General features: G+C 29.6%; 20 protein-coding genes. 12 read left to right on the forward strand and 8 right to left on the reverse strand.

Annotated features, from left to right (window positions below):
- The 7 genes from AC1XJX_RS08920 to AC1XJX_RS08950 all read left to right on the forward strand — a co-directional run bounded on the left by AC1XJX_RS08920 (window position 1) and on the right by AC1XJX_RS08950 (window position 9690).
- On the forward strand, window positions 1-2181 hold the full coding sequence (locus tag AC1XJX_RS08920; protein ID WP_482003629.1) for an OstA-like protein: 2181 nt from the start codon (window positions 1-3) through the stop codon (window positions 2179-2181).
- A 44-nt stretch (window positions 2182-2225) separates the two neighbouring features.
- Window positions 2226-3404: an aspartate aminotransferase family protein gene (locus AC1XJX_RS08925; protein WP_482003630.1), complete on the forward strand. Its 1179-nt coding sequence runs from the start codon at window positions 2226-2228 to the stop codon at window positions 3402-3404.
- 162 nt (window positions 3405-3566) lie between these two features.
- Entirely contained in the window at window positions 3567-4955 is a 1389-nt protein-coding gene (locus tag AC1XJX_RS08930; protein ID WP_482003631.1) for a tetratricopeptide repeat protein, read from the forward strand.
- Between the two features lie 52 nt (window positions 4956-5007).
- On the forward strand, window positions 5008-5928 hold the full coding sequence (locus tag AC1XJX_RS08935) for a polyprenyl-phosphate transporter (RefSeq protein WP_482003632.1): 921 nt from the start codon (window positions 5008-5010) through the stop codon (window positions 5926-5928).
- Window positions 5928-6944 (forward strand): DUF368 domain-containing protein, encoded by a 1017-nt coding sequence (locus AC1XJX_RS08940; protein ID WP_482003633.1) that lies wholly within the window; start codon window positions 5928-5930, stop codon window positions 6942-6944. The genes AC1XJX_RS08935 and AC1XJX_RS08940 overlap by 1 nt, the downstream gene beginning before the upstream one ends.
- Entirely contained in the window at window positions 6941-7678 is a 738-nt protein-coding gene (locus AC1XJX_RS08945; protein ID WP_482003634.1) for a shikimate dehydrogenase family protein, read from the forward strand. Before AC1XJX_RS08940 ends, AC1XJX_RS08945 begins: the two co-directional genes overlap by 4 nt.
- Before the next feature lie 86 nt (window positions 7679-7764).
- Window positions 7765-9690, forward strand: a complete 1926-nt coding sequence (locus AC1XJX_RS08950; RefSeq protein WP_482003635.1) for a DUF349 domain-containing protein — start codon at window positions 7765-7767, stop codon at window positions 9688-9690.
- A gap of 7 nt (window positions 9691-9697) precedes the next feature.
- On the opposite strand, the gene AC1XJX_RS08955 is transcribed toward AC1XJX_RS08950, so the two are convergent.
- The 7 genes from AC1XJX_RS08955 to AC1XJX_RS08985 form a co-directional block, all read right to left on the reverse strand.
- Window positions 9698-12976: an Ig-like domain-containing protein gene (locus tag AC1XJX_RS08955; protein ID WP_482003636.1), complete on the reverse strand. Its 3279-nt coding sequence runs from the start codon at window positions 12974-12976 to the stop codon at window positions 9698-9700.
- An 88-nt stretch (window positions 12977-13064) separates the two neighbouring features.
- Window positions 13065-13838 carry a nucleoside triphosphate pyrophosphohydrolase gene (mazG, locus tag AC1XJX_RS08960; RefSeq protein ID WP_482003637.1) on the reverse strand — a complete coding sequence of 258 codons (774 nt, stop codon included), beginning with the start codon at window positions 13836-13838 and terminating at the stop codon, window positions 13065-13067.
- 104 nt (window positions 13839-13942) lie between these two features.
- On the reverse strand, window positions 13943-16213 hold the full coding sequence (locus tag AC1XJX_RS08965) for an aconitate hydratase (protein WP_482003638.1): 2271 nt from the start codon (window positions 16211-16213) through the stop codon (window positions 13943-13945).
- A gap of 197 nt (window positions 16214-16410) precedes the next feature.
- Window positions 16411-17364, reverse strand: a complete 954-nt coding sequence (locus tag AC1XJX_RS08970; RefSeq protein WP_482003639.1) for an AAA family ATPase — start codon at window positions 17362-17364, stop codon at window positions 16411-16413.
- Window positions 17365-17368: 4 nt separating this feature from the next.
- The gene (locus AC1XJX_RS08975; protein WP_482003640.1) at window positions 17369-18826 is read right to left on the reverse strand and encodes a peptidylprolyl isomerase; all 1458 of its coding nucleotides are present in this window, start codon (window positions 18824-18826) and stop codon (window positions 17369-17371) included.
- Complete coding sequence (locus AC1XJX_RS08980) at window positions 18789-19640, reverse strand: peptidyl-prolyl cis-trans isomerase (RefSeq protein WP_482003641.1); 852 nt, start codon at window positions 19638-19640, stop codon at window positions 18789-18791. Before AC1XJX_RS08980 ends, AC1XJX_RS08975 begins: the two co-directional genes overlap by 38 nt.
- 2 nt (window positions 19641-19642) lie before the next feature.
- Window positions 19643-21625, reverse strand: a complete 1983-nt coding sequence (locus AC1XJX_RS08985) for a peptidylprolyl isomerase (RefSeq protein ID WP_482003642.1) — start codon at window positions 21623-21625, stop codon at window positions 19643-19645.
- Window positions 21626-21825: 200 nt separating this feature from the next.
- On the opposite strand from AC1XJX_RS08985, the gene AC1XJX_RS08990 reads away from it, so the two are divergent.
- Window positions 21826-22062, forward strand: coding sequence for a hypothetical protein (locus tag AC1XJX_RS08990; protein WP_482003643.1), 237 nt, complete (start codon window positions 21826-21828; stop codon window positions 22060-22062).
- Between the two features lie 3 nt (window positions 22063-22065).
- On the opposite strand, the gene AC1XJX_RS08995 is transcribed toward AC1XJX_RS08990, so the two are convergent.
- Window positions 22066-22329 carry a hypothetical protein gene (locus AC1XJX_RS08995; RefSeq protein ID WP_482003644.1) on the reverse strand — a complete coding sequence of 88 codons (264 nt, stop codon included), beginning with the start codon at window positions 22327-22329 and terminating at the stop codon, window positions 22066-22068.
- 695 nt (window positions 22330-23024) lie between these two features.
- Between AC1XJX_RS08995 and AC1XJX_RS09000 the strand changes: the two genes are divergently transcribed.
- The 4 genes from AC1XJX_RS09000 to AC1XJX_RS09015 all read left to right on the forward strand — a co-directional run bounded on the left by AC1XJX_RS09000 (window position 23025) and on the right by AC1XJX_RS09015 (window position 26636).
- The gene (locus AC1XJX_RS09000; protein ID WP_482003645.1) at window positions 23025-23687 is read left to right on the forward strand and encodes an ABC transporter ATP-binding protein; all 663 of its coding nucleotides are present in this window, start codon (window positions 23025-23027) and stop codon (window positions 23685-23687) included.
- A gap of 99 nt (window positions 23688-23786) precedes the next feature.
- Window positions 23787-24254 carry a hypothetical protein gene (locus AC1XJX_RS09005; protein ID WP_482003646.1) on the forward strand — a complete coding sequence of 156 codons (468 nt, stop codon included), beginning with the start codon at window positions 23787-23789 and terminating at the stop codon, window positions 24252-24254.
- A gap of 62 nt (window positions 24255-24316) precedes the next feature.
- Entirely contained in the window at window positions 24317-25093 is a 777-nt protein-coding gene (locus tag AC1XJX_RS09010; RefSeq protein WP_482003647.1) for a TIGR02757 family protein, read from the forward strand.
- Between the two features lie 46 nt (window positions 25094-25139).
- Window positions 25140-26636, forward strand: a complete 1497-nt coding sequence (locus tag AC1XJX_RS09015; protein WP_482003648.1) for a S10 family peptidase — start codon at window positions 25140-25142, stop codon at window positions 26634-26636.
- Window positions 26637-26640 lie beyond the last annotated feature (4 nt).

Consider the following 26640-nt stretch of genomic DNA (forward strand, 5'->3'; position numbering starts at 1 on the left):
TTGAACAAACTACAAGTTTTCTTTTATTTTTTATTATTCAGTTTTATTCAAAGCATTACTATTCAAGCGCAAACAAAAAAGCAGATAGATATTGAATATGCGGGTAAATTAACTATAGATGAAGAAAATTATCCTGGAGCAAGAGTTTTAACACGGGATGACTCTCAACAAGTTCAAATTAGTCATAAAGGTACTATTATGTGGTGTGATAGAGCCATACATTATGGTAAAGAAAATTTCATCAAAGCCTATGGTCATGTTATTTTAAAACAAGGTGACACTATTGATATGTCATCAAAATATGTGGAGTATAGTGGTATCACAGAACTAGCATTTGCTCATGGAGATGTTGTTTTAAAAGATCCAAACTCAACCATACTTTCTGATACTTTATATTTTGACAGACTGAAACAGCAAGCTTTTTACAAAAGTGGTGGTACTGTAGAAAAAGATTCTTCAGGTACTATAACTAGTAGAATTGGTCGGTATTATATGGATATCAAAAAATATCAATTTGTTGAAGATGTTGTTTTAGTTAACGATAGCACTACTATAAATTCTAATTTTTTCGACTTTTATTCAGACAGTGGGCATGCTTATCTTTTTGGACCTTCGACCATAACAAACCCTGAAAGCAAAACCTATTGTGAAAAAGGCTTTTATGACACTGAAAACAAAGTTGGTTATGCTATAAAAAAAGCTCGAATAGATTATGATAATAGAATTGTGGTGGGTGATAGTTTGTATTTTGATAACAATAGAAATTTTGCATCAGCTACCAATAATATTACAGTAACTGATACTATCAATAAAAGTATTATAAGAGGGCATTATGCAGAAGTTTTTAAAGAAAAAGATTCTGTTTTTATAACCAAAAGAGCACTAGCAATAACTATTCAAGAAAACGATTCCATTTATATACATGCCGATAAAATTATGGTTACAGGTAAACCTGAAAATCGGATAATTAACGCATACTACAATGCAAAAATATTTAAATCTAATATCAGTGGAAAAGCAGACTCCATCCATTCCAATCAAAAAACAGGAGTAACTAAGTTAATAAATATTCCACGTTTTTCTCCAGGTGATAAATTTTCAATAAAAAGAAAACCCATCATGTGGAATTTTGAAAATCAAATGACTGGTGATACGATTCATTTAATTTCAAATAATGAAACTGAAAAATTAGATTCCTTACTAGTTTTTAATAATGCATTTATAATAAGCAAAGACACTATTAGTGAAACTGGATTTAATCAAATTTATGGGATGAGGCTTATTGGTTTTTTCAATGCTGAAAACCAATTAAGACAGGTAAATATTAATAAAAATGCTGAGTCCATTTTTTATGCTAGAAATGATAAACAAGAACTTATAGGGATTGACAAAGCTAAATCTGGTAGTATATCCATTTTATTTGAGAACGGAGATATTGAAGAATATACTAGATTCAATCAAGTTGATGGTAATTTATATCCTGAATCTAAATACCCAGAAAAAGAAAGCCTACTCAAAGGTTTTGATTGGCGAGAAGAAGAACGCCCCTTAAGTGTTGAAGATTTATTTAAAGATGACCCACCTTTTGATTTACCAAAAATTAAAGGCTTAGAAGATTACATTCCACAAGATGCTTTTTTTGATGAAGATATGCTGGAACGAATTGAAATGGCTGGAAAAAGTCACCAAAAAATTTTATCGGAGGCTTTATTTAGAAACATATCAACAAAAAAAACTCCTAAAAATTATTTTGAATTCATTATTGATATAAAAGTTGAAAAAAATGACAACTTACAGTTGTTTTATACTAATGAAAATTCAAAAGGGTTTTCTGAGAAAGAGTCTGTAATAAAAATAATCATTGGTAAAAAAGAATCACAGAATATTAAATTTGAATTACCTTTAGAAGTATATCCAACTGGATTTAGAATCGATTTAGGCCAAAATATTAATCAAGAACAAATTCAAATAAATTCAATATCAATTCGCTTTAAGGATAAAGAAACATACATTCCAAAAAACTTAATTCAAAAATATTTTAAACCTAATGAATTTATAGATTTGGACAGTGATAATTACAAATTACAAACTGTAAAAAACGCCAAAAGTGTAATTTATGATCCTTATTTTGTTGGCACTGATGATTTAACTGTTTTGATTAACAAATTAAAAAAACAATAATATCAAAGAAAATAGACCTTATAATACTGTTTAATTTATAAGCCATGTATTCAGATTTTTTTAAATATCAAGCTCAAACAACACCTCACCCATTGGCTTTGGAAATTTCTCATGCCAATGGTGCTTACATTTATGATTCAAATAATAAAGGATATTTAGATTTTGTTGCAGGTGTTTCGGCTACACCATTAGGACATAATCATCCAAAAGTCATAAATGCTATTAAAAATCAATTAGACAAGTATTTACATGTGATGGTTTATGGAGAATATATTCAAAAACCAGCTGTTGAACTTACTAAATTACTTGCTAAAAATCTTCCAAATTCATTAGAAAAAACATATTTAACAAACTCCGGAACAGAGGCAATTGAAGGAGCTTTAAAACTGGCCAAACGAGCAACAGGACGCAGTGAAATTATTGCGGCACATCATGCGTATCATGGAAACACCATGGGCTCATTAAGTATTATGGGATATGAAGAACGTAAACAAGTCTTTAGACCTCTTTTGCCAGATGTTAGATTTATTCATTTTAATAACGAAGATGATTTAAAATTAATAACTAATAAAACAGCCTGTGTTATTCTTGAAACCATCCAAGGGGGTGCTGGTTTTATAACACCTAAGAATGACTATTTAAAAAAAGTTCAAAAACGTTGTAATGCCGTTGGAGCACTTTTTATTTTAGATGAAATTCAACCTGGTTTTGGTAGGACTGGAAAACTCTTTGGTTTTGAAAATTATAATTGTATTCCTGATATTTTGGTAACTGGAAAAGGTTTAGGTGGCGGTATGCCCATAGGTGCTTTTACTGCTTCTGGTAAATTAATGGATTTATTACAAGACAATCCTAAACTTGGACATATCACAACTTTTGGTGGTCACCCAGTTATAGCAGCCGCAGCTTTAGCGACTCTGGAAGAAATTACAGAGAGTAATTTAATGCAACAAGCGCTAGAAAAAGAACAACTTTTTAGAAACTATTTGAATCATCCATTAATAAAAGAAATTAGAGGAAAAGGACTAATGCTTGCACTTATTATGCCATCTGCTGAAATTACTAATGAAGTAGTTTTAAAATCGCAAGATGCGGGTTTAATACTTTTCTGGTTACTTTTTGAACCTAAAGCAATTAGAATTACACCACCATTAACTATCTCAAATGAAGAAATCATCAAAGGATGTCGTATAATTTTAGATATTTTAGATAACATTAAATAAAATAAAACATATTTAACTTTCTAAAAATCAGTGTTTAAAATATTGCTATAAGTAGTATAACTCTAAGTGTTCATTACTTTGTTAAAAACATTTATCTATTTAGACTGTAAAAAATAGAATAGAAACTTACATTTATTTGAGTAGAACTTAACTAACGTGCATATGGAGTTTAGTCATGATGATAACAACAACTTACCTCTCACTAAGTTTGAATCGATGCTAAAAACTAACCATGTTTTATTCTTCGATTCAGAAGAATTTGAAAACATCATTCATCATTACTTAAATCAAGGTAAAATTGCTTTAGCAAAAAAAGCAATAAAACTAGGATTAAATCAACATCCTGCTTCAATCAATTTAAGATTATTTAAAGTAGAAGTTTTTATTTTTGAAGACAAACTAATCGAGGCTGATACACTATTAAATGAATTGTATAGTTTAGACCCTATGAATGAAGAGATTTATATTCAAAAGGCTAATATTTACTCTAAAAAAGACGAACATTTAAAAGCAATTGATGTTCTGAAAAAAGCTTTAGAACTAACCGATGACGTTGTAGATATTTATTCATTAATAGGTATGGAATATTTATTTATTGATGAATTTGAAAATGCTAAAGAATATTTTATGAAATGCCTAGAAGAAGATTTTGATGACTATTCTGCACTGTATAACATTATTTATTGCTTTGAGTTTTTAAATCAGCATGAAGATGCTATTTCGTATTTGAATCTATTTTTAGATAATAATCCATATTGCGAAGTTGCATGGCACCAATTAGGTAAACAATATTTTGCATTAAAGGATTATAAAAAAGCTTTGACGGCTTATGATTTTGCAATTATTTCTGATGATACATTTGTTGGAGCATATTTAGAGCGTGGTAAAGTTTTAGAAAAACTAAAAAAATACAACGAAGCTATTGAAAATTATACCATAACATTACAACTTGATGAACCAACATCGTTTGCATTATTGAGAATTGGAAATTGTCATGAAAAATTAAAGAATGATGATTTAACTATTCAATTTTATGAAAGAACGGTTCACGAAGATCCTTTATTAGATAAAGGTTGGATTGCTATTACTAAATTTTATAACAAAAAAAGAAACTATCAAAAAGCATTATATTTTATAAATAAAGCTATAAATATAGATTCTGAAAATGTACAATATTGGAAATTATATTCTCAAATAAATTACAGATTAAATTTTTACGAAGAAGCAGAACGTGGTTTTAAAAAAACATTAGAACTTGGTAATTATGAGATAAATACTTGGTTATCTCGTGGCGATTTATTAATAAAATTAGGAGAAACTGCGGCAGCAATTTACAACTTTGAGCAAGCTGTTGAATTTTATCCTGAAAATGCAGAAATAGAATATCGTTTGGCTGGTTTATACTTCCTATTAAATGAGAATGACAAAGGAACTTTTCACTTAAAAAATGCTAAAAAACAAAACGAAGAATATGCATTTATAATTGAAGAACTTTTTCCAGAAGTAGCAAATAAAATATTCGTAAAAAACTTACTAAAGACAAATCCATAAGTAAACGTCTTATTAAAATACATATATTTGGTTTTGTTAAAAAAATCAAACTATGCAAAGACGATTATTCGACTACCTAATTATTTCATTAAAAGGGATTGCAATGGGAGCTGCAGATGCTGTACCCGGTGTATCTGGGGGAACAATTGCATTTGTTTCTGGTATTTATGAAGAGTTAATAAATACTATTAGCAATGTAAATGCATCACTATTTAAAACACTTTTTAATGAAGGATTTAAAATTTTTTGGGAAAAACTTAATGGCAATTTTATTATTGCCCTTTTAAGCGGAATCATTATAAGTTTTATTTCTTTCATGAGAATAGCTAAGTATTTAATGGAATACCATCCCGTTTTGATTTGGTCATTCTTCTTTGGACTTATCATAGCAAGCATCTATTTTATAGGTAAACAAATTACTAAATGGAATATAGCAACAATTTTAACTTTGATTTTAGGAGCTTTGGCTGCTTTTTACATAAGCAAATTACCATCCGCAGTTGCTAATGAAAATCCTTGGTTTTTATTTTTGGCTGGAGCTATAGCCATTTGCGCTATGATTTTACCTGGCATATCTGGTTCGTTTATATTAATTGTTTTAGGAGCATACAAAACTTTAAGTGATGCTATTCATGATTTTGATTTTAAGAAAATAGCCATTTTCACAACGGGTGCTATAATAGGATTACTAAGTTTTAGTCACGTATTAAAATGGCTGTTTAAGCATTATCACAATATTACTTTAGCCTTATTATCAGGATTTATTTTTGGTTCATTAAACAAAGTATGGCCATGGAAAGAAACAATAACATGGCACACAAATTCAAAAGGCTTAAAAAGTCCATTATTAGAAGAAAGTGTTTCTCCATTTAATTTTGATGGTGATAATCAAATAATATTCGCTTTAATTTTAATGCTTTTAGGATTTATAACAATCTTTATACTTGAAAAAATAGGGGCTAAAAAACAGTAATGGAAAGTACTAGAACACTTACAGATAAAATTTTTCTAATCTTAAAAGGCTTAGGTATGGGTGCTGCCAACAAAGTGCCTGGTATTTCTGGTGGTGTTGTTGCTTTTGTTGCTGGTTTTTATGAAGAGTTTATATATTCGCTAAAAAAAGTTAATAAAAAGGCTTTTAAATTGCTTTTTAATGGTCGTTTTAAAAGCTTTTATCGTTACATAAATGGGAAGTTTTTAGGCTTATTATTTTTTGGAATAATTGTTAGTTATTTCAGTATCTCAAAAATTCTGGATTATCTAATTAAACATTATGAACTGTATGTTTGGAGTGTTTTTTTCGGGATGATTATTGGCTCGATTTATTATATCAACAAAGATTTTAGAGATTGGAACTACAAAACTTACACATCACTTTTTATTGGAATAATCATAGGGGTCAGCATTAGTTTTTTAAATCCTGCTAAAGGAAATGATAATTTATGGTTTGTGTTTTTTTGTGGGATAATTAGTGTTTCAGGCATGACATTACCTGGTTTTTCTGGATCTTTTATTCTTATTCTGTTGGGTAATTATGTTTTACTTTTAGTAGATTCTGTAAATGCATTATATGATACCTTAACGGATGTTATAAGTGGTGATTTTAGCTTTATAAATAATAATCAACGTATTAAAATGCTTAAGATTTTAGTTGTTTTCACCTTAGGCTCAGTAACTGGGTTAGTAACTTTTTCACATATACTTAGTTATATACTCAAAAATCATAAAAACATTACACTTTCAGCTATAATTGGATTTATAGTAGGTTCTTTAGGCGTAGTTTGGCCATGGAAAAAAACAATTTATAAATTAAATAGTGATGGTGTTTTTCTTTTAGATTCAACAGGAACAAAAATCGTTGAAAACTATGAACGATTTATGCCAAAATTAAATACAGAAACTTATTATGCCATCGCTTATATTTTCCTTGGAATTGGGATTGTTTTAGCATTAGAGTTGTACGGACAAAAAACAAGAAAAGTAAAATGAATAAATTAGGTCTTTTAGGAAAAAATATTTCTTACTCATTTTCGAGAGCTTATTTTAAAAATAAATTTAAAGAGGAAGATATTTCTGATACTACTTATGAGAATTTTGATATTGAGAGTATCAATTTGTTTCCCTCTATTATAAAAAATACTGAAAATTTAAAAGGCTTAAATGTAACTATACCCTATAAGGAAGCTGTTATGCCTTTTTTAGATAAAATAAATAAAAAAGCTAAAGCTATTGGTGCAGTAAATACAATTAGAATAAATAAAAAAGGTAAACTTATTGGTTATAATACTGATTGTTTTGGTTTTAAAAAATCGCTACAAGCCTATTTAAAATCGAATCATAAACAAGCGTTAATTTTAGGTACAGGTGGAGCCAGTAAAGCGATAGCTTATAGTTTAAAAGAACTTAATATTTCATATAAATATGTCTCAAGAAAACTGACTGAAGGTGTCGATTACTCATATGAGACACTGACTGAAAGCGATATTAAAAATCATCAAATCATTATTAATTGCACGCCATTAGGGACATTTCCAAAAGTTGATGAATATCCCAATATCCCATACAACGCCATTAATAATAAGCATATCCTATTCGATTTAATTTATAATCCTGAGGAAACCATGTTTTTAAAATTTGGAAAGCAAAATCAAGCTACTATTATAAATGGTTTAAACATGCTAAAATTACAAGCTGAAAAAGCTTGGGCAATTTGGGATTTATAATAAAACCTTTTTTAAGACTTTGTAAATACTTTACTTGTTAGTATCTTTAAAGTCTATAGTATTTTATGAACCTTAACATTTTTAAAATGTCTGACACTAATAAATTATCTGAAGCAGAAGGAATTAATGAAAATAATTCAAGCGAAAATTCATTAGAATTAAATGAAAATCAACAAATTAATGAAACCTCAACTCAAGTTGAGACAGTTGATGAAAATGATGATCTTATAAATGAAATTGAAGAATCTAATGCAGAGGACGCTGAAGACGAAGGCAATAAAGACAGGCATAAAATTGAAGTAAAGGCTTACGATACGATGTCTTTGGAAGCATTAACTATTGAATTAGAAAAACTAGTTAATACAGAAAAAGTTCAAGCAATAAAATCTCATGTTAATAGTATTAACTCAGAATTTAAAACTAAATTTCAAGCTTTACTTGATGAGAAAAAGGAGGATTTCCTTAATGAAGGTGGTAATGAAATAGATTTTTATTACGCGTCTCCTATTCAAAAAAGATTTAAAGATGCTTATAACCAATTTAGAAAAAAACTAAATGACCATTTTCAAAGTCTTGAAAAAAACTTAAAACAAAACCTCTCTGATAAACTTGAGATAATTGAAGAACTAAAAGGATTAATTAACGTTGAAGAAAACATAAACACAACCTATAAACACTTCAAAGAGTTACAAGAACGGTGGAGAAATACAGGCCCAATTCCGAGAGACAAATACAATAATGCATGGAATAGTTACCACCATCATGTTGAAATATTTTATGATTTTTTACATCTAAATAGAGATTTACGCGACTTAGATTTTAAACATAATTTAGAAAAAAAAATATTAATCATCGAGCGTGCTGAAGAACTTGCAAAAGATGATGATGTGATGCGAGCTTTTAGAGAGCTGCAAGAATTACATAAAATGTGGAAAGAAGAACTTGGTCCTGTTGGAAAAGAGCACAGGGAAGAAATTTGGAACCGTTTTAAAAAAGCCACTAAAACAATAAACGATAAGAGACAAGTTTATTATCAGCAGATCGATAAAGTTTACGAAAAAAACTTAGAAATTAAACTTAATATAATATCTAAAATGGATGCTATTGCTTCTCAAGAAAACAAATCTCATGGTGGTTTGCAAAATAAAATAAAAGATATTGAAAACTTAAGAGAAGCTTTTTTTAACGCAGGAAAAGTACCTTTAAAAGTTAGTGAAGAAACTTGGGCTAAGTTTAAAGAAGTTGTAAGGAAATTTAATAGACAAAAAAATGCTTTTTATAAAGACCTCAAAAAAGAACAATACTCAAATCTTAAAAAAAAGTTGGACTTAATAAAAATAGCAGAAGATAATAAAGATAATGATGATTTTGAGGTAACAACTGCTTTGATGAAAAAAATTCAAAGCGACTGGAAGAAAATAGGCCATGTTCCTAGAAAAGATAGTGATAAAATTTGGAAACGTTTTAAAACTGCTTGTAACCAATATTTTGATAAAATACATGCTAGTAGAAATGCTGCAAATAAAGAATTCATGGAAGCTTACAATAAAAAAAATGAGCTTTTAAATATTCTCGGAGATTTAAAACTCAAAGAATCAAAAGAAAAAAATATTGAAACTATAAAAAATTACATTAGTGATTGGCAAGCAATTGGAAAAGTTCCTAACGATAAACGTTATATCGAGGGCAAATTCCAAAAAACTATAGATAATCTGTTGACTGGATTAAAAATGGATAAAAATGAAGTTGAAATGATTAAGTTTGAAAATAAACTTGAGACTTTAAATGCAGGAGATGATTCAAGAGATTTAGATAATGAACGTGTTTTTATTAGTAAAAAAATAAGTGAAGTAAAAAGTCAAATTAATCAATTAGAAAATAATTTACAGTTTTTTACTAACGTTGAAGAAGATAATCCTTTAGTTAAAGAAGTCCATAATAACATAAAGGCACATAGAGAGACTTTAAAACTTTGGGAAAATAAACTAAATAAAATAATAGATTTATATTAGTTGGCAGTTATCTAATTAAACTGAAATGCCCTTTATAGGTTATAATATTTCCTGTAGTTTCAACTAACTCTGCAACAAACCAATAATCAGAAACGGGTAATTCTTGACCATTAAATGTACCATCCCAAGTTCCATTTTTTGCATTTAACTGTTTAATTAGTTTGCCATATCTATTAAAAACAGTCACTTTTGAGTCATTGGTGAATGTTTCTCCCAAACCTTTAATTTGCCAAATATCATTGCTACCATCGCCATTAGGAGTGAAAAATTTAGGAAATCCCAGAATAAAAACCTCTAATGATTGGATTCCACAACCATTTTTATCTCTTACATAAATAATGTGAGAACCTGCACCTACCCTATCAAAAAAAGGTTGATTACGATAAGGTCCATTAATATTATCTAAAGAGAACTCATAATCTCCAATTCCCAAATTATTGTTTTCATTATTTATGGTTATGCTATTATTATCAGAAAGTTCAATAATAGTAATATCATCTAAATCAATTTGTGCAATTACTGATTCAACTACAGAGAATGTGATTGGAAAAGATTCACAACCAAAACTAGAAGTAGCAATTACTGAATAAGATCCTCCTAAAACAACCTCGGCAAATTGTAAATTACTAATAACATCTCCCTTCGCATTTTTCCACTCGTAAGTATAATTCCCAAATGGATTGAATGTTGAAAGTATTATTGGATTATTATCTAAACAGTATATTTCAGAATTATCCACTTCAAATTCTGGCCTTGGATGAACCGTTAAAAGCAAATGAGGTCCAATTCCAAAACACTCACCATTATCTTCACTTTCAACCCGAACATACATTATCTGTGAAAAAGAGGTATTATTAATATAATTTTCTGGTTGAAGTATTTCATTTTGTTCCAATTGGGCATCACTCAAATTCTCATAATAATGCACACTTAAATTCTGTCCCGTTGGGAATTGAGTTAAAAATAATGCTGAAGCTTGAGTCAAATCAAAAACTTGAAAACCATCAATTATATCATCATCATCACAGGAATCTAATTCTTGAAGGAATCCTTGAGTAAAAGATGTAGTTGACACTTGCAAATTTATGGTTGAAACTCTATAACATCCAGTGGCATTTTCTACTCGAGCATACACTGAACCAGCTATTTGATTATTAAATATTGAAGGTATTTCGTTATCTGTTGAATTAGCATCATTTTCAGATAAATAATAGCTTATTGTAAACCCAGCAGCATTATTGTTAGTAATAACATCATCTATTTCATTTAAATTAAAATCAGCAAAACCATCTGAATTACCATCTTCATCACAATTTTTGAATATAATTGAATTTGAAATTATTGGTAATTCATTTACAATTAAATTAAATGTTGTATCGGTAAAACATGAGTTATCGTTGTTATTTTCAATTCTAACATAAATAGTTTGACCTCCAGAAACAGTATTAGCAAACGTACTAGGGTTTGAAATTTGATTAGAGTACGTGGAATCAGTGAAATAATTAAATGAAAAATCTGAAGTATTTTTTCCGTTTAGTAAAATACTTTCATTTGAAGTTAAATTAAAAGTAGCTAAACCATTTGTATCGTCACCATCTAACAAGGAGTCACATAACTGTAAATTAGGTATACTATCCATGTTTAGTAAAACCACAGTTTCGTGAACAGTTACCTTTACAGGTAGTCTATTTAAAGTTTCACAACCATTTATTGTTTGCGAAACATAATAAATTCTTGTAGTTAATAAATCTGAACTATTTACAGGGATTCCGCCTGAACTTGTTATATACCATAACAATGCATTTCCAGTTGCTGATAAATTTGATACCGTAGCTTGCTCAAAATCACAAAATTCTTGATCGAGACTAGCTGTTGGTAACGGTGTTTTTTGGACTGTTAAGGTAACTGGTGTTCGGTTTGCTGTTGTACAACCATTCGCAGTAGCACTTACATAATAAACTGTTGTGTTATTTAAAACAGGCGTGATAAACGTATTTCCTGTAAAAATCAAATTACCACCTACAGCACTATCATACCAATTTATGGTTCCTGCGGAAGCTGTTGCCGATAATGAACCAGATCCTGAATTACAAACTAAATTATCTGAAACAGTATTAACAATTGGTATAGGTAAAACCGAAGCTACTACAGGAACTCTTACTCCTTGAACACAACCATTTACTGAAGCTAAAACATAATAAGTTCTTGATGTATTGATATTTGGTGTTGTAAAAACTGTTCCAGTAAATATAGGTGTTGTTTCTCCAAAGGAATCAAACCACAATACATCACCTTGAGATGCTGTGGCTTCTAAAATCAAACTACCACTACCACAAACAGAGGCTGGCTTGGTATCAATTATAGAAACTGTAAAAATACTAGAACTAGCAGAAATGTTTATAATAGGGTCTCCTGGTGTGCCTCCATATTCAACTATATAACCTTTAGGTTGATATGGCCCACTTGTATTTCCAGTATTAGGTAAATCATTCCATGCTCCTCTATTTCCTATAGATGGATCTGTTATATGTGCAAAATCTTCATCTCCAAATTGATTAGGTTCTCCAATATTCCAATTAGCATAATTGGGTGTTGATCCGTTGCTTAAACCATTCCAAAAAACAATTCCAGTTTCAGGTCCAGTCACCCATTTCCAAACACCTTCAATTTCAGCATCACTTCCTCCAATCCAACCTGCACCTGCAGCTTGTTCTCCCGATAATTGAGCTTCTTCAGCAGAGGTAATAGTCGCTAAATATCCTTGTAATCCAAAATATGTCCTGCTAGCAGCAGCTGCTCTCGCTAATGTCCAAGTAATCCCTAAATTTGGAACATATTCATAATAATGATCGGTTAATGGTAAATAATTAGCATCACCTATAGTTATTGAAAAACCTTTATTTATTGGATTATTACTCGTGCTTTGAAAAACTACATCTTTAATTGCCGCTATCAAATTTGTATAACTAACAAAAGGTGAACCATTACCAAACAATGATAGCCTACCTTCGTTTGGACTCCAAGAAGTTGAAATAGCAGGATGAGACCCGGTTAATATTAAAACATCTTGTCCCTGAACATAACCAGTTGAAATTTGAACATATAGAGCTTCAATAACCGTATCATCTGGATCGACAATATTAAAATCTGTAACTATTCTAATTTGACTATTAGGGCAATAAGCTTGATTACCTGTAGCTGTTAATGTTGGAGCAATATTTTGAGCCCATCCATGTACTGAAACAAGAAAAAAAATAATATATAGATATTTATATTTTTTTTTCATTTAATTAGTTTGTTGCTATAAATAAAATGAATAACAGCTAATTATTTAAATCTATCCGTTGTTTAAGATAGAATAAGCTATTAGGTGATTATAATTTCTTGGCTTCTTCCCAAAATACATCCATTTCTTTCAATGTCATTTCTTTTAAAGGTTTGTTCAAATTTTTAGCTTTAGTCTCTAGATATTGAAATCGCTTGGCAAATTTTTTATTAGTACGTTCTAAAGCATTTTCTGGATTGATATTTAAAAACCTTGCATAATTTACCATAGAGAACATAACGTCTCCAAATTCGCTTTCCATTTTATCTTTATCACCAGAAACTACCTCAGTTTTAAACTCCTTTAGCTCCTCCTCTACTTTTTCCCATACTTGAATAGGTTCTTCCCAATCAAATCCAACTCCTGCAACTTTTTCTTGAATTCTGTTGGCTTTTACTAATGCTGGCAAACTATTTGGCACACCTTCTAAAACGCTAGTTTTACCTTCTTGTAGTTTTAGGTTTTCCCAATTACGTTTTACATCATCTTCATTATCAACTTTTACATCTCCATAAATATGAGGGTGTCTGCTTATTAGTTTTTCACAAATACTATTACAAACATCAGCAATATCAAAATCGTTAGTTTCACTTCCTATTTTAGAATAGAAAACAATATGAAGTAAAACATCACCTAATTCATTTTTAACTTCATCTAAATCGTTATCTAGTATGGCATCACCTAACTCATATGTTTCTTCAATGGTGAGATGACGAAGAGTTTCCATCGTTTGCTTTTTATCCCATGGGCATTGTGCACGCAACTCATCCATAATGGTTAATAATCTATCAAATGCTTTTAACTGATTTTCTCTTGAATTCATTAATAATGTTTTTGTAAAAATACAACTAATGAAGTTTTATTTAATCCTTTGAAACAAAAAATCCAGCGATAATGCTGGATTTTTAATATTCTAAATATTATAAGTTATGATGCATTTTGAATTTTAATTAAGTTTAAAGCAGAACCTGCATTGAACCACTCAATTTGAGCATCGTTATATGTATGATTTAATTTAATAACATTTTTTAATCCATCAGCGTGAACAACTTCCAAAGTTAGTTGTTTATTAGGAGTGAATTCATTTAAATCTAAAAAGTTAAATGTATCATTTTCTTGAATTAAATCGTAATCACTTTCATTTGCAAAAGTTAAACCTAACATTCCTTGCTTTTTAAGGTTTGTTTCATGAATACGTGCAAAAGATTTTACTATAACCGCAGCAACTCCTAAATGACGTGGTTGCATGGCAGCGTGTTCTCTAGAAGACCCTTCACCGTAGTTATGATCTCCAACCACTATGGTTTTGACATCCGCTTTTTTGTACTCACGTTGAACATCTGGAACTCCACCATATTCACCTGTTAATTGGTTTTTAACAAAGTTTGTTTTATCATTAAAAGCATTTACGGCACCTATTAATGTGTTATTTGCAATATTATCTAGATGACCTCTAAAACGTAACCAAGGTCCAGCCATAGAAATATGATCTGTCGTACATTTTCCAAAAGCCTTAATTAATAATTTTGCTCCAGTAATAGAATTCCCAATAGGCTCAAATGGAGTTAAAAGTTGTAATCTTTCAGAATCACTAGCTACTTTAACTTGTACATGACTTCCGTCTGCTTCTGGCGCTAAATACCCATTATTCTCTACAGCAAAACCTTTAGGAGGTAATTCCCATCCTGTTGGCTCATCAAACATAACTTCTTCACCATTTTCGTTAATAAGTTTATCAGTTATTGGATTAAAATCTAATCTACCAGCAATTGCAATAGCCGCAGTAATCTCAGGAGAGGCTACAAATGCATGTGTATTTGGATTACCATCAGCACGTTTAGCAAAGTTTCTGTTAAAAGAATGTACAATACTATTTTTTGGTGCATTTTTTGGATCACTATAACGTGCCCATTGCCCAATACAGGGCCCACAAGCATTTGTGAATATCTTAGCATCAAGTTTTTTAAAAACTTGAAGAATACCATCTCTTTCAGCAGTATATCTAACTTGTTCAGAACCAGGATTAATTCCTAATTCTGCTTTCATTTTAACACCTTTATCTAGAGCTTGTTGTGCTATGGAAGAAGCACGAGATAAATCTTCGTAAGATGAATTTGTACAAGAACCAATTAACCCCCACTCAACAGCAAGCGGCCAGTCATTAATTGTAGCTTTCTCATTAATATCTTTTCCAACTGATGAAGATAAATCTGGAGTAAAAGGGCCGTTTAATAAAGGTCCTAATTCTGAAAGGTTGATATCAATAACTTGATCAAAATATTGCTCTGGATTTGCATATACTTCAGCATCAGCTGTTAAATACTCTTTTATAGCATTTGCTGCATCAGCAACATCCGCTCTATCTGTTGAACGTAGATAACGTTCCATAGATTCATCATAACCAAAAGTAGAAGTTGTAGCTCCAATTTCAGCTCCCATATTACAGATAGTTCCTTTTCCTGTACATGACATTGAAGTTGCTCCTGGACCGAAATATTCAACAACTGCTCCAGTTCCACCTTTAACAGTTAAAATTTCTGCTACTTTTAAAATAACATCTTTTGGCGCTGTCCAACCAGATAATTTTCCAGTTAATCTTACCCCAATTAATTTAGGAAACTTAAGCTCCCAAGCCATACCAGCCATTACATCAACAGCATCTGCACCCCCTACACCAATTGCTATCATTCCTAATCCACCAGCATTAACTGTATGAGAATCTGTTCCTATCATCATGCCTCCAGGGAATGCATAATTTTCTAATACTACTTGGTGAATAATACCAGCTCCTGGTTCCCAGAAACCTATTCCATATTTATTTGAAACCGATTCTAAAAAGTTAAACACTTCGCTACTTACGGAGTTTGCATGTTTTAAATCTGCTTTTGCTCCTTCTTTTGCTTGAATTAAGTGATCACAATGCACCGTTGTAGGTACAGCAACTTTACTCTTTCCTGCTTGCATAAATTGTAATAAAGCCATTTGTGCAGTAGCATCTTGACATGCAATTCTATCTGGTGCAAAATCCACATAATCTCTACCTCTTACAAATGCTTTTGTTGGATTACCGTCCCAAAGATGAGAATATAAAATCTTTTCTGAAAGTGTTAATGGTTTACCTACAATACCCCGTGCTTTGTCAACACGCTCAGCCATTTTAGTGTAAACACCTTTTATCATATCGATGTCAAATGCCATAAAAAATATTTTAAATTTGGTTTTTAAAAAAAGTAATACAAAATTACGAAAATAATATAAAGTTATTAAATAAAGCCTTTATTATACTATCCTTATTTATTAAATTATTATAGTGCTATTATAAATTAAAATCATTTATTTATTTTTAAAAATAAAATGGGAAAAACTATAATTTGTTAACTAAGCTAATAGAAAATTTAAAATAAACTTTTAATAATTTGTTCTTCAAATATTCCTTCAGCTTCAGCTTTATAATTTTTTATAATACGATGACGTAAAATACTGTTAGCAACAGCTTGAACATTTTCAATATCTGGAGAGAACTTCCCATTAATTGCAGCATGTGTTTTAGCAGCTAATATTAAATTCTGTGAAGCTCTTGGACCTGCACCCCAATCAATATATTTATTAACTAAATCAGGTGCAGTTTGAGAATTTGGTCTGGTTTTACCAACCATCGTTACGGCATACTCAATAACGTTATCTGCAATTGGAATTCTACGAATCAAATTTTGAAAATCTATGATTTGTTGATCTGATAACAATGCCTTTACTTTAACCTGAGTATCTGTAGTAGTAGATTTAACAACCAGAACTTCTTCTTCAAACGTTGGGTAATCTAAATTTATAGCAAACATAAAACGATCTAATTGTGCTTCAGGTAAAGGGTATGTACCTTCTTGTTCAATAGGGTTTTGAGTAGCTAAAACAAAATAAGGTAAACTTAATTTGTAATGATGACCAGCAACTGTTACGGCTCTTTCCTGCATAGCTTCTAATAATGCCGCTTGTGTTTTGGGGGGGGTTCTATTAATTTCGTCAGCTAATATAATATTAGAAAAAATAGGACCTTTTATAAATTTAAAATGCCGGTCTTCATCTAAAATCTCACTACCCAAAATATCACTAGGCATTAAATCTGGCGTAAATTGGATACGTTTAAAATCTAAACCTAAAGCCTGGGCAATGGTATTAACCATTAATGTTTTTGCTAAACCTGGAACTCCTATAAGTAAGGAGTGTCCTCCAGAAAAAATGGATATTAAAATTTGATTTATCACCTCATCTTGTCCAATAATAACTTTAGCTATTTCGGTTTTTAAATCCTTGTATTGTTTTACAAATTGTTCTAGAGCAGCTACATCAGACATAAGTTTACTTTTTTAACCAGTTACTTGAAAACTCACAATCTCTGTGTTCTCCACTAATTTTTATATAAGTATCTAATATTTTTACCTCTTGCCACTTTTCAATTTCTCTAATTTTCTTTTCCTCTTCGGCAAGTTGTTTAATTTTTAAAAAATCACGAGCATAATCTGCCTCATGCTCATCTATTCTATCGGTTACAGTTAAAATTTTAAATTTAGTATTACCCATTCTATCTTCTTCACTTAAAACTAAACTAACTTCACCATCTTTTAAGTTTTGAATTTGAGAATATAACTCTGGATCCATTCTTGTTAACTCGAAGTTATAATCTTGTGTAGTTGGATTTATTAATTGACCTCCATCATATTTTGTTTCTTTCTCATCACTAACTTCCCTTGCAGCTTCTGCAAATGTTAAATCACCATTTACTATTTTTTCTCTTACTTTCTCTAACCTTTCTTTAGCCTCAATAACTGCTTCATTTGATACTTTAGGTCTTAATAAAATATGAGCTACATCATATTCTTGACCTCTGATTTTTTCTAAGTATATAATATGAAAACCAAACATGGTTTCAAAGGGATCAGAAATCTCGCCTTCTTGTAGTGAAAAAGCAACTTGTCTAAATTCTTTAATCATTTGAGGCTTTTTCCTATTTAAAGGTGGAAGTTTACCACCTTTACTTGCAGAACCCGGATCATCAGAATACAATAAAGCTTTAGAACGGAAGTTAGCACCGTTTTCAATAATATCAGCTTTAAATTGTTTTAATCTATCTACTATTTTTTGTTTTTCTTGTTCAGATACTTTAGGTTCTGTAACAATTTGAGCTACTTTAAGTTCTGTTCCAAATGTAGGTCTTTCTTCTTTAGGTATTTTATTGTAAAAAGTCCTAACCTCTTCTGGTGTTATTTCAACTTCTTCAACAATTTTAGTTTGCATTTTTTGAGCTAACTGATTAGCTTTAATAATTTCAAACATATCATCTCTGAAACTTTTTTCATCTTCCTTTTTATAAAATTCTAAAAGACGCTCCATAGAACCATTTACCTGTTGTAAAAATTGTTCAGTTGTATAATCTACTTGCGATCTAATTTCTGCATCAGAAACTGGAATACTATCTTGAATTGCATGATGTGCATATAACTTATTCTCTAATAATTTCCCAAACAACTCACAATCGGAAATATCTTTAGTGTCGTATCCGCCAGCTTCTAATTGAAGTCTTTCTTTTGAAACATCTGATTCTAAAACAATATAATCTCCCACTACAGCTGCTACTCCATCAACTTTTATGGCGTTTTTAGTTTTAGTGGTATCTACTTTTTTAGCAACTTCTTCTTTTACTTTATCTTCAATGATTTCTTGTGCAGTCAAAACATTCAAAGAAATTAATGTTGAGAATATAATTGCTGAGTGTTCTAAATTAATTATAGATTTCAAATTGTTTATTTTTAATCGCATCTTTAGTAATATCTTTTTCTAATTCTCTAATGAGTTCTAGCTTACGTTTGTTAATAACTATTTGATCGATAGTTGGTTTCACAAATTCAAGCGGTGCTGTATCATTTCGCAATAATACATCATTAATTTGCATCAAATATACTCCTAATGAATCTTTGAGTTGTACAAAATTAGATTTTTTTAACAGTTGATTTTTGTTTTCGGGAGTAACCGCTGGAATTTTATCAATAACTTGGCTTAATTTTATCCAAATAGAATCGTTAAAAGAGTATGATTTAAATTGTATTGAAATAGAATCTAATATCTTTTTATCCTTTGGATTATAGCGTTTAAATTGTTCTTGAATTTTATTATAATCAATGATATTTTCATCAACATGAATGTATCTAAATTTTAACAACTCTTCATTCAGTTTAAAAATATCTTTATTATTGTTGTAATAAACAGCTGCTTCGTCGTTGTTAACTTCTGTATTGATATTTCTTTTAACCAAAGCTTCAATATAAGCTTTGGAATATAAATCGTTTTTATACTGAACTACCAATTTATCAAAAGCTTGTTGCTTACCATAACTTAAATTCAAAATTGCGCCATCAACGAATAATTGTTGTGTTGCCCATCGATTTATAAAATTTTGAACTAAGAGAGTACTATCTTCTTTTGAAGCACCTTCTTGAACTAAATCTTTAATATCGTCTATATACAAATACGATTCGTTAACTCTAGCTATTGGAATTCGATCGTCTAATTTTTTAAAAAAATCACAAGATGTAGCTAAAAGTATTAAAATTAATATGGGAAATTTAAAGCGCACTATTAATTTTTAATTTGAGTTTTAACATGTGATAAAACATCTTGATTAATAATTATTTTATATTTCTCTTTTAGTTGCTTAATCCAATTTTCTTCTTTTTGAGTTTGATAATCACTTATAACTGAACCTTTAGCTTCATCAAAAGTTTTTAGGGTTTCAGGAATTATTGTTTTTACTAAAACTGCAACATATGCGTTATTGTGATTGTAAATTTTAGATATGCCTTCTTTAAAATCAAAACCTTCTGGAATTGATTGATGATTTTCTTCAATCATACCTTGAGTAAATATAACTTCAATATTATCATTACTATTTACAAGTGATTTTATTTGATCTAAATCCATGCCTTGATCTAACAACTTCGAAACTTTTTTGATAGTTTTCTGTTTTGCAGAAGATGCTACTACGGCATCTATAGTTTTAGGAGAAACGTATTCGGTCATATGATTATTATAATATTCTTGAATACCGATTGAATCTGTTTTAGAAGCATTCCAAATAGTAGATTCCATAAGTTCAAAAAGCAATAAACCATCTCTGTACTCCTGAACTATGTTGGCAAAATCTTCATTTTCATCTTCTAAATTATCTTCATGATACTCAACTAATTTTTCATTTAAAAAAGACTCGTATTTATTAGAGATTATAAAACTGTAAGAGCCTTTTTGAATTGGACTACGCTGGGTTTTTTCAAGATACTCTCCAAAATTCAAAAATGAATATTGTTTTTTACCTATTTTTAATAATATTTCTTCACTCGTAAAATCGGAAGGTAACTTCCAAGTTCTTTTAAAATAATCATCATTAAAAATAGATTCAAAATATTTTAATGCTGGTTGCTCTTTATTAATTTTATAAAGCTTTCTTAACTTAGTTACTAAAGCATCATCGATTAATTTAGATCTATCGTCACGTTTTACTTTCTCTATTAATTCTGTTTTAATAGCTTCAAAATCTGCTATTGGCTTTTTATTATATAATTTAACAATATGCCAACCGTAATTTGTTTTAAAAGGCATAGAAACATCCCCTTCATTTTCTAATCCAAAAGCAATGTCTTCAAATTCTTGAACATTTAATTGACCACCAGAAAAAGGGGTTAACATACCTCCTTTAGGAGCCGAATTTATATCATCAGAAAATTGTTTAGCTAATGATTCAAAATCTTCACCCTGAGTAATTTTTTTATAAATCTCTTGAATTTTTACTTCAGGTTTTTCAGCAAGCGAATCACCTTCTTTATTAATTAACATAATATGAGCTACAGTACGTTCCCCTCTAGATAAACGTTTGTCTAAAACATTAACAATATGGTAACCAAAACGAGTTCTAAAAGGCATTGATATGCCTCCAACTTGAGTATTAAAAGCAACATTTTCAAATTTGTAAACCATTTTAAAACCAGAAAAATAACCTAATTTTTCACCAAAAATAGTTTGTCCGTTATGCACTTCACTTCTAACTTTCTCAAAACCTTCATTTGAGGCTCTATCTCTAAATTTCAATATTTTATTATAAGCTATTAAAGTATCTTCAGGATTGGCATCCTCGTCAACCTTAACTAGAATATGATTAGCATTTATATCGTAAGATATTCGTTCATAAGCTTCTTCAACTAAAGCATCTGTCACTTTACTATCTTTCATAAAACTGGAGGCAAGTTGTTTTTTGTAATTAGAAAGTTCCCTTAGATATAAAGGGTTTTTATCCAAATCTAAAGCCCTTGCTTCTATGAGTTTTAATTTATAATTAGTGAAAAGCTTTAAATACTCATCTACATCTTTTTGAGACTCATCTTGAACTAAATCTAAATTTTTATTATAAACTCTAATAAATTCTGAAGCAAAAACTGAATCACTACCAACAGTAAAAAGAACCTCTTTTACTTGGCAATTAGATTTTAAGGATAATATTGTTATGAAAAAAATGATTAAATTTCTTAAGTTCATTGGTTTTACTGTTTTACTAGTTAATTTTGAATGCATTATTTAATTTTTTTAAGCTCCATATTTGTTATGGGTAATTTTTGAAATATTTAATTAAACAGATACAAAAATACTAATATATAGCTATTTTACAAGTTGTTTTAAAACGTTTAAAGAAAGCAATAATTATTCTTTTAATCCTTACTTTTGCCTATTGTTTTTAAGTTATTATCATAATAGTAAAAATTTAAAAAGTATACATGCGAAAACTTAAATTAATTTGGGATTTTTATGGACCAAATTCTAGCAAAATTGCTGAACATCATGAAATTCACTTAAAAGAATATGTGAAGTTAGAGCGTTTAAATATTTCTATAACAGGTGTGGAAAATTTAAATGAAACTCATGCAATCGCTTTTTTAGTGGTTGATGAAACCATTATGAAACCTATAAGAGACGCTTTAAAACCTCACAGAGGTCAAGTTTATGGTGAATAATATTTATTTTTCTTTTTTAAACACATAGGTGTAAAGCCACATTAAGGTAAACGTTGGAATGACATCAAAACCTGGAAGTGCCTCTTCAACAAATGTAATTATTCCAGCTATTTTTCCTGATTTTCCTTTGTAAAGCTTCATCATTAGCCAACCAGATAAAGGTGCCCAAAAGATATCTGAAAATTCCCCAATACCCGGAATTAAAAAAGAAACATACCCAATAGCATCGAAAATAATGCCTATTACTAATTTTTTGTATTTATTCATTTAATCTAAATTAAAAAACTTTAAGTCAAAAAACATACCAAAAAACTATTTCTCAATAAGTTTTAAAAAAATTCATTCCTATGTTTCATTTTTTTAAAACTTCCCTCTAAACCCTGAGGTAGTTATAATAGAGTTTTGTCTTTATAAACCATGTATCATGATACAGTTATGATTTATATAAATATCTACGTTTACAACTGGAGTTTTAACTTAACATTAATAGGTTCTTAAATTTGTGTTTAAACGTACTTAAAATTAGTGGCGTCTTAAAAAATCATCAACAATTCTTGACAATTTACTGAGCTCAACGATGAAACCATTCTGTATGTTTGTTATGTGTACTAATCCAAAAAAATTAAAATATAATGTTTATAAGGTGAATATAGCTCGATATCTTTTACAATAACCATTTCTTTATATGATTCTTTAAACATAGCGCCTTTCCATATTTCAGAAGGGGTCTTTATTATAAACTAGAGTTAAAAACCGAGTCGCTTTATATCCACTACAAAGGTTTTTAACAAAACCTCACTCAACCAAACCATTAATAATATTATCATATCTAATATTAACATCACTTGTTACTTTAATATTTTAATATTCAAAATTTTTATCTGATAAGTTATTATTTTTAATGATTTTAAAATTGTTCGACATAACTATAAGTGTTAAATTCACAACATTATTTATTAAAGATGATTCAAGCAAAAAATATTTATAAAAATTACGGCAATTTACAAGTTTTAAAAGGTGTAAATATTAACATTAAAAAAGGCGAAATTGTTTCTATAGTTGGAGCCTCTGGCGCAGGTAAAACAACCCTTTTACAAATACTTGGAACTCTAGATAAAGCTTCCCAAAAAGATGATTTCCAATTGTTAATAAACGAAACAGATATGAATAATCTTAATGATAAAGCATTAGCAAAGTTTAGAAATGAACATATAGGATTTATATTTCAGTTTCATCAATTACTTCCAGAATTTACAGCTTTGGAAAATGTGTGCTTGCCAGCTTTTATAAAAGGCACAAAAAAAACAGATGCAGAAAAACGCGCTAAAGAATTATTAGATTTTTTAGGTTTAACAAACAGATATAATCACAAACCAAACGAACTTTCTGGTGGAGAACAGCAACGAGTTGCTGTAGCCAGAGCTCTTGTAAATAATCCAGATTTAATTTTTGCCGATGAGCCATCTGGAAATCTTGATAGTGAATCGGCTGAAAATTTACATAACCTATTTTTAAAATTACGTAATCAGTTTGGACAAACTTTCATTATTGTTACCCATAATGAAGAACTAGCAAATATGGCAGACAGAAAACTAACAATGGTTGATGGAAATATTAAATCTTAAAACTAAGATTTCAAAAAAAATATTATTTAACTGGCTATTAAGATGTTATATTTTTTTTGTAAATTAGGTAGAACTAAACCACAACTAAACTTTCTAATTATGAAATTATTCTACTCCACCTGTTTATCGGCTATTTTTATTGTTTCTTGTAAAAATGATAAAATAAAAACCTCTTTAACATCAACTGATAATATTGAAAACATAAAAAGTATTGAAGGTGTTTGGCAAATGGTAGGTTATTACAATTATCAGGATAATAAAGTTGTAGACTCATTTATGAGTAGCGATAATTATAAACAAATAAAAATTTACACAGCAACAAAAGTTATGTGGAGTCGATTGAATAGACTAGATTCTACAGATTGGTTTGGATATGGCGATTATAAGATTACAGATAATTTACTAACTGAAACTATAGTTTATGGTTCAAATTCTATGAATAAAGCGATTGAAAAAAATAATGCGTTTAACTTCGAATTGATTATTGGTAATAAAACCTACTATCAAATTGAACTTGACGAAAACGGAGATCGTATTTTGTCTGAAAATTATATTAGAATAGAATAGATTTTAAAAACACTTATTTTAATTAATTTCCACTTATTACCTTTGTTTAGAAAACGCTACAATTGGTAAATAAATTAAAATCATCCGAATTAAAAGAATTTCTAGATAGTAAAGTTGAGCAATATAACAACGTTAAATTTATAAATTCAGACCCTATTCAAATACCCCATTTATTTTCTTTAAAAGAAGATATAGAAATTTCTGGATTTTTAACAGCTACCATTTCTTGGGGAAACCGAAAAAGTATTATCAATAATGCAAAAAAACTAATAAATTTACTTGATTATGCACCTTATGATTTTGTTTTAAATCATCAAGATACTGATTTAGAAAAATTAGAGCCTTTCGTTCATAGAACATTTAATGGCACCGATTGTATACAGTTTATAAAATCGCTTCAACATATTTATAAATCTCACGGTGGGTTAGAATCTTTGTTTTCAAAACACGCACAATCAAATTCAATTCAAAATAGTATTTCGAAGTTTAAGACTATTTTTTTTGAAATTAATCATTTACAACGAACTCAAAAACACATTAGCGACCCATTAAAAAATTCAGCAGCTAAACGTATTAACATGTATTTACGTTGGATGGTTAGAGATAATAACTCTGGAGTGGATTTTGGATTATGGAAAAATATCTCACCTGCCATACTTTCATGCCCACTAGATGTGCATTCTGGAAATGTGGCCAGAAAACTTGGGCTATTAAAAAGAAAACAAAATGATGCCAAAGCTTTATTAGAATTGGATACATCTTTAAGAAAATTGGATAAAAATGATCCTGTTAAATACGATTTTGCTTTATTTGGTTTAGGAGTTTTTGAAGGATTTTAATTGATTCTTTTAGTATATTTATTAATTATAAACTAACATTTAAACCATGAAATATTATTTAGCTTTTTTATTTTCAATTTGTACAGCAATCGTTTTTTCGCAAAAAAGAAAAATAGCAATAGATACAACTGTTATCACAAAACATAATACTACAATAAATGGTGAAAGTTTTGCCTATACAGCTACCACTGGAATGCAACCGGTTTGGAATGAAAAAGACGAACCAATTGCAAGCTTATATTACACTTATTATGAGCGAGATAATATTAAAGATAGAGCAAATAGACCTCTAGTTATCTCTTTTAATGGTGGTCCTGGATCTGCATCTGTTTGGATGCACATAGCTTACACAGGGCCTGTAGTTCTAAATATTGATGACGAAGGATATCCTATACAACCTTATGGCATAAAAAATAACCCTCACTCAATCATTGATGTTGCTGACATTGTGTATGTTAACCCTGTAAATACTGCATATTCTAGAATGATTGAAGATAAAGAAGGGAAATTACCTAAACGTGAAACATTTTTTGGAATTAATACAGACATTAAATATTTAGCTGAATGGATTAACACCTTTGTGTCTAGAAAAAGTAGATGGGAATCTCCAAAATATATTATTGGAGAAAGCTATGGAGGTACTCGAGTTATGGGGTTAGCTAATGAGCTTCAAAATAACCAATGGATGTATTTAAACGGTGTTATTATGGTTTCTCCTGCAGACTATAAATTATATAGTACATCACAACCTATTTATTCTGCATTAAACCTACCCTATTATACTGCAGCTGCATGGTATCAGCAAGTATTACCTTCAGAATTGCAACAAAAAGATTTATTAGAAATTTTACCAGAAGTTGAAAATTACACCATAAATTATGTGATGCCTGCCATTGCTAAAGGTGGTTTTATTCAAGAAAATGAAAAGTTAGAAATCGCTAAAAAAATGGCCTACTATTCTGGTTTATCTGAAAAATCCATATTACAATATAATTTAGATGTACCAACCTCGTTTTTTTGGAAGGAATTATTACGCGATAAAACTGGACAAACCATTGGAAGATTAGATTCGAGATATTTAGGAATAGATAAAACTGAAGCAGGCAGTAGCCCTGATTTTAATGCTGAGATAACCTCATGGATGCATTCTTTTACACCAGCAATAAATTATTATATTAGAGAGCATCTCAACTTTAAAACAGACGTTAAATACAATGTATTTGGAGATGTACATCCATGGGATAATAGAAATAATGAAGTGCGTGAAGGCTTACGATTGGCTATGGCTCAAAACCCGTATTTAAAAGTACTTATACAGTCTGGTTATTATGATGGTGCAACTACTTATTTTGCGGCAAAATATACCATGTGGCAAGTAGACCCAAGCGGCAAAATGAAAGACCGCTTTACCTTTAAAGGTTATAGAAGTGGACATATGATGTATTTGAGGAAAGATGACTTAAAAACAGCAAATGAAGATATTAGAGAGTTTATAAACAACTCATTATCTAAAGGAAAAGCTGCAAAATATGTTAAAGAATAATTTC

The organism is Flaviramulus sp., from assembly GCF_982512915.1.